Genomic DNA, 14281 nt, shown 5'->3' on the forward strand with positions numbered 1-14281 from the left:
ACAACCCGCCCACCCACCCGCTACGCGAAAACGACACATGCCCGTGTCATTTTCCCCCCCAAAAACCTACAGGCCTATCACTCCATACATAATTATTCCTGCAACCGCGCTGAATAATAGCACCTTCGGGATTGAGAGCTTGAACTTCATCAGCAGAACCAAGTCCACAGCCCCCAGCACAGCAGACGGCAGGTTCACAGCCCCAGCCTCGAGGTAGTTCGCCGCCGCCAAGTCAAGCACTACACCAGCGACCATCCCCACACACGCAGGACGCACGCCCGTCATGACCTGCCCGAGACGCTTGCTGTCCCTGAAACGGTCGAAGAACACCGCCGCAACCGCACACAGCGTGAACGTCGGCGCAAGTGCCCCCATGTTCGCCACAAACGCACCAAGAACACCAGCCGCCCGCATTCCCGCGAAAGTCGCACAGTTCAGGCCAAGAGGGCCGGGAGTCATCTCCGCAATCGCCACAATGTCAGAGACTTCGTGAGCGTTCATCCAGCCGTGAGAAGTCATCTCGTGCGAGATAAGCGGAATCATCGACAGCCCGCCGAAGCTCGTAAAGCCTATCTTCACGAAGCTCCAGAACAGCTCAAGCAGAAGCATCATCACTCTTCCTCCTCTCGTACCACTCGCAGATTGCCAGCCCGCACACAGCTCCGATGAGAACGAGCATTATCGGGCTGACCTTCAGGAAGAAGTACAGCACGAACATTCCCAGCGCAACAACGTAGCACGGCGGGAACTTGAAGGCACTCTTCACCATCGCCATCAACGCACTGAGAATCACAGGCGCAACAGCGGCACGAACTCCCTTCATCGCACTAGCTACCCATATGTTGCTCTGGAAGGCTGTGTAGAAACCGGTTATCAGCAGCAAAATTATCATGGGCACAGTTATCATGCCGAACATGCACGCAACCCCGCCCCAGAAGCCCGCTATCCTGTGGCCGTAGAACATCGCGATGTTGCCGATCATCGTTCCGGGCAGTGAGCGGCCTATGCTGGTTATGTCTAGTAACTCTTCGTCGGTCAGAGAGTGCTCCTTCTCCACGTAGAGTTCTCTCATCTGCGCAACTATGCTCCAGCCACCGCCGAAGGTGAAGCTCCCGAACTTCAGGAACTGCAGGTAGAGTTTCGCAAGCATGTATTTATTCCCCCTTTGAGGCTCTGATTTCCGCTATGGTATCACGAATCGCCGCCGCCCTCTCAAAGTCAAGCTCCTCGACAGCCTTCCACATCGCCTCCTCGAGCTCAGGGACAGTCAGCTTACCGGCACGCTTCGTCCTCCGTGTTACGCCGCCTGCAGTTCTCTCCTCCGTGAACGCCGCCGCAAGTTCGGGAGGCAGCAAGTCCGCAACATCCTTCGTGATGCTCTTCGGCGTGATGCCGTGCTCCTCGTTGAACGCAATCTGCTTCTCGCGCCGACGCTTCGTCTCGCTCACTGCAAGACGTATGCTGTCGGTCATGTTGTCCGCGTACAGAATAATCTTGCTATTGATGTTCCGTGCCGCCCTGCCCATAATCTGAATCAGTGAGCGGTACGACCTCAGGAAACCCTCTCTATCAGCGTCAAGAATCGCGACCAGCGTAACTTCCGGCAGATCCATTCCCTCACGCAGAAGATTTATCCCTACCAGCACATCAATTTTCCCTGCCCGCAAGTCCCGAATCAGCTCCGCGCGCTCAAACGTGTTCAGCTCAGAGTGTATGTACTTCACCCTGAACTTCAGCTCCGTAAGGTAGTCGGCCAAGTCCTCAGACTCCCTCTTCGTCAGCGTAAGGACTAATGCGCGTTCGTTCCTGTCCTTGAGCTCCCGCAGGCGGTCAATGAGGTCATCAACCTGCGTCTTGGCCGGAGCTACTTCGACCTCCGGGTCAGGGATTCCCGTCGGACGTATGACCTGCTCGGCAATAACACTCGAAGTCCCCAGCTCATAGTCTCCGGGTGTCGCCGACACAAACACCGCCTGATGTATGTGCCCCTCGAACTCCTGCCACTGAAGCGGGCGGTTGTCCATGCACGACGCGAGACGAAACCCGTTCTCCACAAGAACCTTCTTGCGCGCACGGTCGCCGTTGAACATCCCGCGAACCTGCGGAAGGGTGATGTGTGATTCATCGACGACAAGCAGGAAGTCTTCCGGGAAAAAGTCTATCAGAGTTCCGGGCGGGTCTCCGTGCTTCCGGCCGTCAAGGTACACGGAATAGTTCTCGATGCCCGAACAGTAACCCGCCTCCTGCATCATCTCGAGGTCATAGAGCGTACGCATCTTTATCCTCTGTGCCTCAACAAGCCTGCCCTGTAGTGTGAAGTCCCTCTCCGTCCGGCCAAGCTCCTCGAGAATCTGAGGTACTGCCAGCTTTATCGCGTCGTCCTGCGTAACATAATGCTGTGCCGGGAAGATTGAGGCCTCCTCCGCACGCTCAATGACGTGGCCGGTAAGAGGCTCGGTGATGTCGATTCTCTCTATCTCGTCGTCAAAGAACGTTACCCTTATGCCCATGTCCTCCTCGTATGCCGGGAAAATCTCTACAGTGTCGCCGCGTACCCTGAACTTCCCGGGCTCGGGCGTGTAGTCGGAACGTTCGTAGTAGTTGCTCACCAGACGGGACAGAAAATCCCGCTGGTCTGCCTTGTCGCCGACAGAGAAGCGTATTATTGCCTCCTCGTAGTTCACTTTCTCACCCAAGCCATAGATACATGACACGCTCGCCACTACGATAACATCCCTGCGCTCGATTAGTGCCTTCGTTGCCGAGAGCCTGAGCCTCTCTATCCTCTCGTTGACCGAAGCATCTTTCTCTATGTATGTGTCGCTCTGCGGAATGTACGCTTCCGGCTGGTAGTAGTCATAGTAACTCACGAAGTACCTGACTGCGTTCTCGGGGAAGAAGGCCTTGAACTCGCTGTAGAGCTGTGCGGCTAAGGTCTTGTTGTGTGCCAGGACGAGAGTCGGGCGGTTTAGGGCGGCAATGACGTTTGCGACGGTGAAGGTCTTTCCGCTCCCTGTAACGCCCATCAGCGTCTGGAATCTGTTTCCGGCTTTAAGGGACTGAACTAGCGAGTCGATGGCTTCGGGCTGGTCTCCTGATGGCGGCCAGTTGGAATATAGCACAAAGTTTTTCATGGGTAACCTCTCGTAATGTAAAATATCGAGTATCTTAACATCGGGAGAATGATATTCCATGACCAGAAAAATTGCTGTGCTTGCCGTTATCGCTGTGATGCTGACTTGCGGGAGCTCTGAGGCCGCGAAGAAGAAAGTTCCCGCCGTAACCTACACTCCGCGAGAGATTCCGTCGTCGATGCTCCTGCCGCCGTTCAAGAACCCGGTAGAGGCTGACCTCAGGAAGAGCAAACTTCACATCAGCTTCAAGGGGGCATTCAGGGGCATCGATAAGGAGGGCGAGCCTAACGACTGGGTGTACCTGGCGTTCATAGCGCGTCCGCAGAAGGACATGTACCTTGCTGTCGGCCAGTCGGAACTGTTCGACGGAACGGGCAGACGCTACATGTACCGCTCAATCCCGAAGATAGGCAGCGAGCACGTGTTCGGGCGCAATATTGTCGGCGGGGTGGCTGTGCCTGTGCTTGTGGGTGTGAACATGCCGATTGCGGAGGCGGGGGATCTTCCTTCTATCGCGCGCGTAACTGTAACGTTCAGCGGTGAGACGCTGGAGTTCAGGAACGTTCAGTCGGAGGAGGGGTACATCTGGGAAGAAGTCAGGGACACAGAGGGTACGCTGGATGACGAGCAATAGAGCCCTTCACGCGGCATCAATCGCTCAGCAGGATGAGTTCTACACGCAGTTCACTGACGTTCAGGAGGAACTCGGCCACTACTGGGAACACTTTCGGGGCGCAAAGATTCTGTGCAACTGCGATGACCCTTTCGAGAGCAGCTTCTTCCGCTACCTCGCGCTTCAGTTCGCGTATCTGGGCATCAAGAAGCTCACGGCGACATGCTACGCGGGAAGTCCCATCGCCCAGCAACAGTTATCGCTGTTCGAGGAGGACACTCCCGCCCCGAAGCGCAAACCTTACTGCGCAACGATCACCGACTACCGCGACTGGAACGGCGACGGCCGCACTGACCTGCTGGACGTGCGCTACATGCTCGAGCACCAGATCGGGTGCACGGTCAGAGTCCTGCAGGGGGACGGGGATTTTCGGAGTCCCGAGTGCGTGGAGCTCCTCAAGGACGCGGACATAGTCATCACGAACCCGCCCTTCTCGCTCTTCCGTGAGTTCGTCGCGCTGATGATGGAGCACAACAAGAAGTTTCTCATTCTCGGGAACAAGAACGCAGTAACGTACAAGGAGATTTTCCCTCTGAGTCAGCAGGGCAAGATGTGGCTTGGGCATCGGAACATGAACAGCGACTTCTGGCTGGAAGTTCCGAGCTACGAGAACTACGAGAAAACCGACGAACAGGGGCGGAGGCTGAAGCACATCATGGCTTGCTGGTACACGAACCTTCCGATCACGAAGCGGCATGAGTTCCTGACGCTGCTCTACCCCTACACGCCCGAAGAGTACCCCCGCTACGACAACTACGATGCTATAGAGGTGAGCCGCACGGACCGCATTCCGATGGACTACGACGGAGTGATGGGCGTGCCGATAACCTTCCTCGACAAGTACTGCCCCAGCCAGTTCGAGATTGTGGGGTGCACGTACGCCTACGGAGACCCGGGCTGCCACGTTCCCGGCACGACGTGGAACGCACGCATCAACGGCAGGGACATCTACAAGCGGCTGTTCATCCGCAAGAAACAGTACGACGAGAACGGCAGCTTCTACGTCGTCAAACATTACGGCCCCGATGGTATAGAATAGTAACCACAACAACGAAGGGAGACATCACAATCATGTGCGGAATATTGGGCTACACAGGCGACCGCCAGGCCAGCGGCATCCTCCTCGCAGGGCTCGCCAGACTCGAATACAGGGGCTACGACTCAGCAGGAATTGCAGTGCTCGACGGCGGGACGGTCAAGGTCGAGAAGAACAAGGGCCGCCTCAAAGTCCTCGAGGACAAGATACACGGCGGAAAAGACATCACAGGAACGTGCGGCATCGGCCACACCCGCTGGGCAACACACGGAGAACCTTCCGACGTAAATGCCCATCCCCTCTGGAGCGATGACATGTCCGTAGTCGCAGTGCATAACGGCATTGTAGAGAATTACCGCGAAATCAAGAACATGCTCGCAAATCACGGCTACGAGTTCTATTCACAGACGGACACGGAAGCCGCCGTAAAACTCATCGATTACTACTACAAGCAGTCCCACAGCCCGCTGAAAGCCATCACCGAAGCAATAAAGGTTATAGAGGGTTCGTACTGTTTTGTGATGCTGTTCAAGGATTTTCCCGGCGAAGTCTGGGGCGCGCGCAAAGACCTTCCGTTAATCGCGGGTCAGGGCAAAGGCGAGTCCTTCCTTGCGTCCGACGTTTCGGCAATTCTTCAGGACACGCGCTCTGTGTACTACCTCGACAACATGGACATCGTACAGCTCAAGAAGGGAGTTGTGCGCTTCTTCGACACGGAGGGCTACGCGAAGCACAAGGAGATAAGCGAAGTAACTTGGGATGCTCAGGCGGCGGAGAAGGGCGGCTTTGAGCACTTCATGATGAAGGAGATTCACGAGCAGGCACGGGCAGTCAGGGACACGTTCGGGTCAGTGTTCCACAGCGGAAAGATAGACCTCTCGGACGTTGGGCTGAATGACGAGGCGATGAAGAACATCTCGCAGGTGTACGTGATTGCGTGCGGTTCGGCGTACCACGTCGGAGCGGCGGCACAGTACGTCATTGAGGATCTCGCGAAAATCCCCGTGAGGATAGAGCTTGCGTCGGAGTTCCGTTACCGTTCGATGCCCCTCGACAAGAATGCTCTTGCGGTAATAATCTCGCAGTCAGGAGAGACAGCCGACACTTTGGCGGCAATGCGTCTTGCGCACGACAGCGGCATAAAGACCCTCGCGATCGTCAACGTTGTGGGGAGCACGATAGCCCGCGAGGCGGATAACGTCTTCTACACGATGGCCGGGCCTGAAATCGCCGTCGCAACAACAAAGGCTTACAGTGCACAGCTGATTGCGTGTTACGTTCTTGCGATGGAGCTTGCCCGCGCGCGGGGAACAATCGCGAACACTTATTACGAGCACTTAATCGGAGAGATTCAGCGTCTGCCGGAGAAGATTGACGAGATTCTTGACGAGAAGGGAAGCCTTGAGGAGCTTGCAGGCCGTTTCGTGAATGCCCGCAACGCGTTCTATCTCGGACGGAATATAGATTACGCGGTTGCGATGGAAGGCAGCCTGAAGATGAAGGAAATCAGTTACCTTCACAGCGAGGCAATAGCTGCGGGAGAGATGAAGCACGGGCCGATAAGCCTTATCGAACGCGGGATGCTTGTAGCGGGAATAATGACGCAGAAGAATCTTTCTCTGAAGATAGCGAGCAACATGCTGGAGGCGAAGAGCAGGGGAGGATTTATCCTGATGATAGCCATGCGTGGATGCGAAGCCCTGAAGGAGGAAGCGGATATGATTTTCACAGTGCCTGAGACGGACGAACATTTGAGCGCGAGCCTTGCGGTGATTCCGTTGCAGCTGCTGGGGTATTATGTTGCGGTTGCGAGGAAGCTGGATGTGGACAAGCCGCGAAACCTCGCTAAGAGCGTAACAGTAGAGTAGACAGAAGGGGGACGATGCTCCCCCTATTTGTACAGTCTTGCTTCGAGCGATGCAAGTTCCTGCGGGTTAATCCCGCTCTCACTGCTGAGAATGAGTTTCTTTCCCGACAGTTCATCAGGGACTTTCACGCTCTCCAGAGAGAAATTCGCGGCGGTGATAATCTCTTCGCCGTCAAGTTCCCTCACGAACGCAAACAGTTCTTCGCTATCACCCAGAATCTCCCTGTACGTTCCGCTGAGAAGCGCAGGGCTGTCCTTCCTCAACGCTAACAGTTTCTTGTACCACGAGAGCACCGATGCCGGGTCTCCCTCCTCACTTGCCGCATTCACATCAACATAGTTCGGGTTGACGGTAAGCCACGCCTTGCCGGAAGTGAAGCCCGCGTTCTTTCCTGCTGTCCACTGCATGGGAGTGCGTGCGTTGTCGCGGGTAAAATACCGCACGAACTTCATAGCCTCATCGGGGGAAAATCCTTCCTTCAGCGCAAGGTCATATTGTCCGCGCGTCTGTATGTCGTCAACCTCATCAATGTTCTTCCAGTTGAGATTCGTCATTCCGAGTTCCTGACCCTGATAGATGAACGGTGTCCCCCTCATCGTCAGCAGAACAGCCGCTAAGCACTTGGCCGCCTTCACTGGGTCTGCACCTTCGGGGAAAAAGTGATTCACGCTTCTGGGCTGGTCGTGGTTCTCGAAGAATACAGGATACCAGCCGTTATTCGCGGTGGCCTTCTGGCTGGCTGTAAGTGCCTTCTTGAGGTCGGTCAGCTTCCATTCCACAGGGTAACACCAGATTTCCGCGTCGCCGAAAGGAAGCGTTACGTGGCTGAACTCAAACAGCATGTCGAACACTCCTTCACGTCCTACCCACTGCGGCAGCTCCTCAGCACTTACGCCGTTAGCCTCTCCGACGGTGAAGATGTCGTGCCCGTCCCGAACTTCGCGCTTGAACTCCCGCAGGAAATCCAGAATGCCCGGCGTGTTTGCGGTCATCGTGTGAACGTTCACCGTGCCATCCTTAGCATCAGGTGTGCCGTCAAGAAATTCTGCGGGCTTCTTGATGTAGGTTATCGCGTCAATCCTGAAGCCTCCGACTCCCTTATCGAGCCAGAAATTAGCCGCGCCGTAGAGTGCCCTGCGTACGTCGGGGTTCTCCCAGTTCAGGTCGGGTTGCTGTTCCGCGAAGGTGTGAAGGTAGTACTGTCCTCTTTCGGGTGAGAATGTCCACGCACTCCCTCCGAAGATGCTCCGCCAGTTAGTGGGCTTGTCCCTCCAAATGTACCAGTCAGCTTTAGGGTTGTCGCGTGATGATTTGCTCTCCAGAAACCATTTGTGCTGGTTCGAGCTGTGGTTGAACACCAGATCCATAACTATCTTGATGCCGCGTTTGTCCGCCTCGCGTATAAGTTCCTCGAAGTCCGACATTGTCCCGAAACGCTGATCTATTCCCGTGTAATCCGCAATGTCGTAGCCGTTATCGACCATCGGCGACGGGTACACAGGAGTCATCCACACAGCACCCACACCCAAGCTCTGCAGGTAATCCAGCCTCTGGATTATTCCCCTGATGTCGCCCGTTCCTGTTCCGTCTGTGTCCTGAAAACTTTTCGGGTAAATCTGATAAACCGCCGTCTTCTGCCACCACTTTTGTGCGTTCATTGCGTATTTCTCCTTCAGCTTCGTTATTCTGTTCACGCTCTCATCAATCCGCGCTTCAGTTATCCTTCCTGACTTCACAGCCTCCATCACTCCGTCAAAAGCCTCGCGGTAATCGTAAGGCATAAGCAGAATATCACACCCCGCCTCGAGCGCAAGTACAGCCGCCTCCGCAGAAGTGTAGTTATTCGAGATTGCCTTCATCATGAGTGCATCAACGATAACAACCCCATCATACCCCAGCTCCCCGCGCAGTTTCCCTGTAACCAGCTCACGTGAGAGAGTAGCGGGCAGTCCGTCGTGCGTAACGTTCTTCATCACTATGTGCGCAATCATCACGCTGTCCGTCTTCTTGAGGTTGTCGATGAAGGGTACAAGCTCGCACTTCATAAGCTCTTCCCATGTCTTGAGGACGTATACGCTTCCTTCGTGGGTGTCGTTCTTCGTGTCGCCATGTCCGGGAAAATGCTTGATGCTCCCGGCTATTCCCTGTGAGTGCAGGCCGTCTAAGTACCCGCTGACCATCCGCGAAACGTGCTCGGGGTCTGAGCCGAAGGCCCGGTCTCCTATGACGATGTTCTCGGGGTTGGTGTTCACGTCGGCGACCGGCGCAAAGTTTATGTTGAAGCCGTAATCCTTGATGTACGACGCAATATACGATGCTGCTTCGCGCGGGTTTGTGATTGAGGCTGTGCTCTCGTACTTCCTGAGCTTGAAGGCTTTGTGGTTGGCGATGCGCGCGATTCTTCCGCCCTCCTCGTCAACTGCCATCAGCGGCGTAACTTTACACGAATCCTTGAGAGCTTTCGTCAAAACCTTAAGCTGTGATGGAGACTCGATGTTCTTGCGGAAAACTATGAACCCTCCCGCAGGATATTCCTTCAAGGTCTGTAGCATCAGCTTGCTCACTGACCTTACGCCGACAGCACTGGCTTTGTCGTTGTGAATCTCGTCCAGTGATACGGTTGTGTTGAGCTGGTCAGGCCTTATCATGAAGAGCTGGCCGACTTTCTCGCGCAGGGTCATTGCTTCACCGGCGGAGGACATAACCCCCAGAAGAAGCACAGTGCATAATAACTTTCTCATGTGTGATTACCTCGATGAATGAATTTTGCAGATACTCTATCACAAAATGTATAATGCCATTCATTCAGGAGGTGCTATTATGCTCAGAAAAATTTTGTTTGCTGTAATGATGGTGATGCTTCTTGTAGGTTCGTGTTTTGCCTCTGACGTTAAGGTGTGGCACGACAGCTCGCTGAAACTCCCCGAACTCAAGAAGGTGTTTGTCCTGCCGGTAACGTCATCCCTTAATGCAGGTGATAACCTCATGCCCGCAAAGAAGCTCAATGCTCAGCTGGAGGCTTGGACGCTTGAAGGTATCTCGTCGGCCTTCAAGAAGGGAAGAATCACGGTGAAGGGTCTTGATGCTCTGCTTGAGGACATGAGGTTCATCTACAGCGATAATGTTTCGTCGGGGGATCTGTTCTTCAAGAGAGCCGCCGAGATGGGCTACAGGGCTTTTGTTGCGGTGAACGTGTCGCAGGAGTTCAAGACCGAGCACGTGCCGGAGACAACGAGAACTTACACCGAATACAAGGAGATCGAGAAGCGGGACAGCAAAGGCCACGTGATAGAGACAATCCGAATCCCAGAGGAGAAGACGGAGGTTATTCCTGCTCATGATGTAACGTACCTGTCAACCAACTGCGAACCGAGACTGTATTTTACGGAAGATTATGCGGGTGATTATGTCGGAGCTGTGAGCTACAAGATTTACCGCGAATATCAGGGAGGCCCTGTGATGAAAGTTGTCGAGAACATCCTCAAGGCCTCGATGAAGAGTCTTTTTACGCCGCAAAAATAACCTGCACCAGAAACATATACACTCCTGTTCCGGCAATTATGCTCAGGAGTGTATTTCTCTTCCAGACGTGCAGAACAACAACAACAACAACACACGCTAAGGCTTCGGGGATTCCGTGAGAGCCGGTTAGGAAGTTCACGGTCTTCAGGCAGTACACGGTGAGCATCGCCATAACAGCGGGAGGCAGAACCCGGCCAAGATACATCACGAAATCCGGCTGTTTCTTCCCGAACGCAATGAACGGCAGGAATCTCAGGAACACGGTTACAGCTCCGGCCACCAGCACGATATACCCAGCGTGAACGTCAAACACTCTCTATCCTCCTCCTCAGTACGAACAGCATAACCGTAATCGCAATCATTGACGGTATCAGGAAATTTTCCGCGCCGAAAAGCACGAGACACGACACACTTGCGATGAACCCGACGAGTGCGGGAGTGTGTTCCTCAGCCTTAAGCCACTGCTCGACGCATATACTCACGAATAGCGCGGTAAGTGCAAAGTCTATTCCCCGCGAGTCGAACGGCAGAATTTCTCCGAGCATCGAGCCCATCACTCCGCCCGCAACCCAATAAGTCTGGTCGAGCAGGGACACCCAGAAACAGTAATCTTCGTCGTCGGACTCGCACACAAGAGAGTACGTTTCGTCCGTGAGAGCGTAAATCATGTATGCTTTCTTCAGGCCGTGAATGTTCCTGTAACGTTCGGACATCGAGAGCCCGTAGAAGATATGCCGCGCGCTCACCATCAGTGCAGTTCCGGCGGCAGCCCCCAGCGTAACTCCTCCCGTGAACATGTCGGCGCAGACGAACTGCATCGTTCCCGAATAAATCATCAGCCCCGTCATCAACGCCCACAACGCGCCATAGCCCTTAGTGCTGAGGAGGATTCCGAAACCCATCCCCAGCACTACGTAGCCCGTCATCACGGGAATTGTGTCGTGAAGTGCGCGGGTTACTGTGCCCCTACGCACCTACGCACCTACGCCCTCCGTACTCAGTGCCAACGCTGGCACAGGCTCTGCGTTCCTCACTGCTTCGCACTTCAGCTCTCCGTCCTCTATGCTGACGTTGATGCAGGTCTCGCCTTCCCTGAGCCCGCCGGACAGCATGAAGTCAGACAGCTTGTCCTCGAGCATCGACTGTATCGCCCTGCGTAACGGACGCGCGCCGTATTTGGGCTGGTAACCCTTCTCGAGAATCTTGGCCTTCACCTCGTCGGATACGTTTATCTTCACACCCTTAGTGTCCAGGCGTTCGGAGAGGTCATCAAGCATCGTGTCTATTATCTTCAGCAGGCTGTCGCGCGACAAAGGCTTGAAGACAGCCATCTCGTCTATCCTGTTGAGGAACTCCGGCCGGAACATCTTGTTGGCTTCCTCGAGGATTATGTTCTTCGTCCTGTTCCAGTCGCGGTCAGACTGGCTCTCGGCACTCATCCCGAAACCCAGCGAGTTGCCCTGCTGTGCTTCTTTCGCGCCGACGTTGCTGGTCATTATCACGACTGTGTTGCGGAAGTCGATTCTCCTGCCGTGCCCGTCAGTCAGGCTTCCGTCATCGAGAATCTGAAGCAGGATGTTGAACACGTCGGGGTGTGCCTTCTCTATCTCGTCGAACAGAACGACGCTGTAGGGCTTCCTCCGCACCATCTCGGTGAGCTTTCCGCCGGATTCGTGGCCGACATAGCCGGGAGGTGCTCCGATGAGCTTGGAGACTTCGTGCCGCTCCATGTACTCGCTCATGTCTATGCGAATCATCGAGTCGTCCTTCCCGAACATGAACCGCGCCAGGCATCGTGCAAGCTCAGTCTTCCCGACACCCGTCGGCCCCATGAACAGGAAGCTACCGATAGGCCGTCTCGGGTCGCGCAGGCCTGTACGTGCACGGCGTATTGCTTTGGCGATGGCACTTACCGCCTCGTCTTGGCCGATTAACCGCTTCGAGATCTCGTCCTCCATCTTCAGCAGGCGTGTCGTCTCGGCTTCAGTGAGCTGCTTCACGGGGATTCCCGTCTGTTCCGCAATAACCGCCGCAATGTCTTCGGCCGTAATCTCGTAGTGTGCGTTCGAGCGTTCGGACTTCCACTCCTGAACTGCACGGTCAAGCTCGTCGGAGAGTTTGCTCTCAGTCATCCTGAGTTCTGCCGCCAGGTCATAATGCTCGGACATCACAGCCTCTTCTTTTCTGCGCTGAATATCCTCAAGCTGCTTCTTGAGGTTTCTGACGTTCTCGGGCGGATCGAGCGCAAGAAGACGCGTCCGTGCTCCGGCCTCGTCGATGAGGTCTATTCCCTTGTCCGGCAGATACCTGTCCTGAACGTAACGTGATGACAGCTTCGCGGCGGCATCTATCGCGCCGTCGGTGAAGACTACGTTATGGTGGCTCTCGTACTTGTCCTTCAAGCCCCGCAGAATCAGCACAGCATCATCTACGCTAGGTTCATCGACCTGCACGGGCTGGAAGCGTCTCTCCAGCGCAGCATCCTTCTCGACGTACTTGCGGTATTCGTCCTGAGTCGTCGCGCCGATAAGCTGGAATGCTCCCCGCGACAGTTCGGGCTTGAGGATGTTCGCGGCATCAGTCGAGCCTTCCGCGTTGCCCGCCCCTACAATCGTATGAACTTCATCGACGAACAGGATAACTTCTCCCTTGCTGTCAACAAGTTCCTTCACGATGCGCCGGAGCCTGTCCTCGAACTCTCCCCTGTACTTTGTCCCGGCAACCAGCGTCCCCATGTTCAGTTGAACGATTCGCTTGTCCCGCAGAGGGTCAGGAGCTATCCCGTAGGCGATCTGCGAGGCCAGACCCTCAACGACCGCAGTCTTCCCGACTCCCGGGTCGCCGATAAGCACGGGGTTGCACTTTGTACGGCGGCACAACACCTGCATTACGCGGCGAATCTCCTTTTCGCGGCCGATAACAGGATCAAGCTCTCCGTTGCGGGCTCGTTCCGTGAGATCAGTGCCGAGATGGTCGAGCGTCGGTGTCCTGACCTTGCTCTTGCGCTTCGAGCTCCTGTCGTCAGGCGACGATGACGAGTACGACTGCGAGTACGACGATGACGACGATGGAGCGCGCCTTATCGTGCCCGTGCCGTTCGTGCGGATGTCGTTTATCTGCTTCAGCACCATCGTAGGCGTTAAGCCCATCGCCTTGAACTGCCGGGCGGAGAGTGCCCCGTCATCAGCGAGAATCCCAAGCAGTATGTGTTCCGTGTCCACGTAATTGTCGCCCATCTTGCGGGCTTCCGACATCGCTACGTCAAGCGCGTGCGTTACCCTCTGGCTCAGCGGAAGATCTGTAGGCTTGGCGATGATGTCCTGAGAGTTGCCGATAAGATCCCTCACGTGTGCCGCGAAGTTCTCCGTATCAACCCCAAGCTCAGAGAGTGCCTGCGCCACCGTGCCTCCTCCTTCCTGAAGAACTCCCAGCAGCAAGTGTTCAGGCTCAACCATCTGGCTGCCCATGTTGATGGCTTCATTCCTCGCCAGCTGTATTACTCTCTTCCCCCGCTCCGTATAGAACTGCCACATGAATTATTCTCCTTCTCTTTCTTCTACGATAAGCATTAATCCCTTGAGCATACGTTTCAGCAAACCTGCGAACATTTTTTCACGATCCGAAAGTCTTATGTCCTTTATGTCCTCACAGATATAGTTCGAGTGCCGTAGTGCTATCTCAATCAGCAGCCTTTCCCTCTGCGTAATGAACCTTCTTGCCTCAAGGGTCTCTAACAGCCTGTGAGCTTCCTTCATTGATATTGAGCTGCCTATTATATCGTCAAGATGCTCCGTCCGTTCCTCTGGAGTTATGCACGAAATCTTCACGATCTTGATGTAGCCGTGCTCTCCCCTCCTGCTCTCGATGATGTACCCGTGCTCGGGAGAAAATCTGCTCCTCAGAACGTAATTTATCTGGCTCGGCACGCACCCGAAAATCTCCGCCAGTTCCTTGCGCCTGAGCCTTACATAATTCTCCTGCACGTCCTCAAGGCGGCTCAATATATACTGCTCGATATCACTGCTCAAATTCTGCATGATAAATCATC

The 14281-nt window shown here is 55.0% G+C and carries 12 protein-coding genes; 4 read left to right on the forward strand and 8 right to left on the reverse strand.

Translation table 11 applies throughout. From position 1 onward, the window contains the following. Positions 1-66: 66 nt before the first annotated feature. The 3 genes from IJT02_05385 to uvrB are packed head-to-tail and all read right to left on the reverse strand — an operon-like array spanning position 67 to position 3134. Positions 67-612 carry a chromate transporter gene (locus IJT02_05385; GenBank protein ID MBQ7544361.1) on the reverse strand — a complete coding sequence of 182 codons (546 nt, stop codon included), beginning with the start codon at positions 610-612 and terminating at the stop codon, positions 67-69. Then, on the reverse strand, positions 596-1150 hold the full coding sequence (locus IJT02_05390; GenBank protein ID MBQ7544362.1) for a chromate transporter: 555 nt from the start codon (positions 1148-1150) through the stop codon (positions 596-598). The genes IJT02_05385 and IJT02_05390 overlap by 17 nt, the downstream gene beginning before the upstream one ends. 4 nt (positions 1151-1154) lie before the next feature. Next, positions 1155-3134 (reverse strand): excinuclease ABC subunit UvrB, encoded by a 1980-nt coding sequence (uvrB, locus tag IJT02_05395; GenBank protein MBQ7544363.1) that lies wholly within the window; start codon positions 3132-3134, stop codon positions 1155-1157. 58 nt (positions 3135-3192) lie between these two features. Between uvrB and IJT02_05400 the strand changes: the two genes are divergently transcribed. From IJT02_05400 to glmS, 3 genes are read left to right on the forward strand one after another with little or no spacing between them, the layout of a single operon-like run. Beyond that, positions 3193-3768, forward strand: a complete 576-nt coding sequence (locus IJT02_05400; GenBank protein ID MBQ7544364.1) for a hypothetical protein — start codon at positions 3193-3195, stop codon at positions 3766-3768. Further along, positions 3755-4846, forward strand: coding sequence for an adenine-specific methyltransferase EcoRI family protein (locus tag IJT02_05405; protein MBQ7544365.1), 1092 nt, complete (start codon positions 3755-3757; stop codon positions 4844-4846). The genes IJT02_05400 and IJT02_05405 overlap by 14 nt, the downstream gene beginning before the upstream one ends. Positions 4847-4878: 32 nt before the next feature. Then, on the forward strand, positions 4879-6711 hold the full coding sequence (gene glmS, locus IJT02_05410; GenBank protein ID MBQ7544366.1) for a glutamine--fructose-6-phosphate transaminase (isomerizing): 1833 nt from the start codon (positions 4879-4881) through the stop codon (positions 6709-6711). Between the two features lie 23 nt (positions 6712-6734). On the opposite strand, the gene IJT02_05415 is transcribed toward glmS, so the two are convergent. Next, on the reverse strand, positions 6735-9452 hold the full coding sequence (locus IJT02_05415) for an alpha,alpha-phosphotrehalase (protein MBQ7544367.1): 2718 nt from the start codon (positions 9450-9452) through the stop codon (positions 6735-6737). Between the two features lie 79 nt (positions 9453-9531). Here IJT02_05415 and IJT02_05420 point away from each other — a divergent pair, with 79 nt between their 5' ends. After that, positions 9532-10233: a hypothetical protein gene (locus IJT02_05420; protein ID MBQ7544368.1), complete on the forward strand. Its 702-nt coding sequence runs from the start codon at positions 9532-9534 to the stop codon at positions 10231-10233. On the opposite strand, the gene IJT02_05425 is transcribed toward IJT02_05420, so the two are convergent. The 4 genes from IJT02_05425 to IJT02_05440 are packed head-to-tail and all read right to left on the reverse strand — an operon-like array spanning position 10217 to position 14270. Continuing rightward, positions 10217-10546: an AzlD domain-containing protein gene (locus tag IJT02_05425; GenBank protein ID MBQ7544369.1), complete on the reverse strand. Its 330-nt coding sequence runs from the start codon at positions 10544-10546 to the stop codon at positions 10217-10219. The two genes, IJT02_05420 and IJT02_05425, sit on opposite strands and share 17 nt — an antisense overlap. Further along, positions 10539-11159, reverse strand: a complete 621-nt coding sequence (locus IJT02_05430; GenBank protein ID MBQ7544370.1) for an AzlC family ABC transporter permease — start codon at positions 11157-11159, stop codon at positions 10539-10541. Before IJT02_05430 ends, IJT02_05425 begins: the two co-directional genes overlap by 8 nt. Before the next feature lie 48 nt (positions 11160-11207). Then, positions 11208-13766 carry an ATP-dependent Clp protease ATP-binding subunit gene (locus IJT02_05435; GenBank protein ID MBQ7544371.1) on the reverse strand — a complete coding sequence of 853 codons (2559 nt, stop codon included), beginning with the start codon at positions 13764-13766 and terminating at the stop codon, positions 11208-11210. 3 nt (positions 13767-13769) lie between these two features. After that, positions 13770-14270, reverse strand: coding sequence for a CtsR family transcriptional regulator (locus tag IJT02_05440; GenBank protein MBQ7544372.1), 501 nt, complete (start codon positions 14268-14270; stop codon positions 13770-13772). Positions 14271-14281 lie beyond the last annotated feature (11 nt).

The organism is Synergistaceae bacterium (genome assembly GCA_017450125.1).
GTDB lineage: Bacteria > Synergistota > Synergistia > Synergistales > Aminobacteriaceae > JAFUXM01.

Bases quoted from the DNA above. Each gene is read 5' to 3' on its own strand.
- IJT02_05385 (MBQ7544361.1), bottom strand. From the start codon at position 612: ATGATGCTTCTGCTTGAGCTGTTCTGGAGCTTCGTGAAGATAGGCTTT.
- IJT02_05390 (MBQ7544362.1), bottom strand. From the start codon at position 1,150: ATGCTTGCGAAACTCTACCTGCAGTTCCTGAAGTTCGGGAGCTTCACC.
- uvrB (MBQ7544363.1), bottom strand. From the start codon at position 3,134: ATGAAAAACTTTGTGCTATATTCCAACTGGCCGCCATCAGGAGACCAG.
- IJT02_05400 (MBQ7544364.1), top strand. From the start codon at position 3,193: ATGACCAGAAAAATTGCTGTGCTTGCCGTTATCGCTGTGATGCTGACT.
- IJT02_05405 (MBQ7544365.1), top strand. From the start codon at position 3,755: ATGACGAGCAATAGAGCCCTTCACGCGGCATCAATCGCTCAGCAGGAT.
- glmS (MBQ7544366.1), top strand. From the start codon at position 4,879: ATGTGCGGAATATTGGGCTACACAGGCGACCGCCAGGCCAGCGGCATC.
- IJT02_05415 (MBQ7544367.1), bottom strand. From the start codon at position 9,452: ATGAGAAAGTTATTATGCACTGTGCTTCTTCTGGGGGTTATGTCCTCC.
- IJT02_05420 (MBQ7544368.1), top strand. From the start codon at position 9,532: ATGCTCAGAAAAATTTTGTTTGCTGTAATGATGGTGATGCTTCTTGTA.
- IJT02_05430 (MBQ7544370.1), bottom strand. From the start codon at position 11,159: ATGACGGGCTACGTAGTGCTGGGGATGGGTTTCGGAATCCTCCTCAGC.
- IJT02_05435 (MBQ7544371.1), bottom strand. From the start codon at position 13,766: ATGTGGCAGTTCTATACGGAGCGGGGGAAGAGAGTAATACAGCTGGCG.
- IJT02_05440 (MBQ7544372.1), bottom strand. From the start codon at position 14,270: ATGCAGAATTTGAGCAGTGATATCGAGCAGTATATATTGAGCCGCCTT.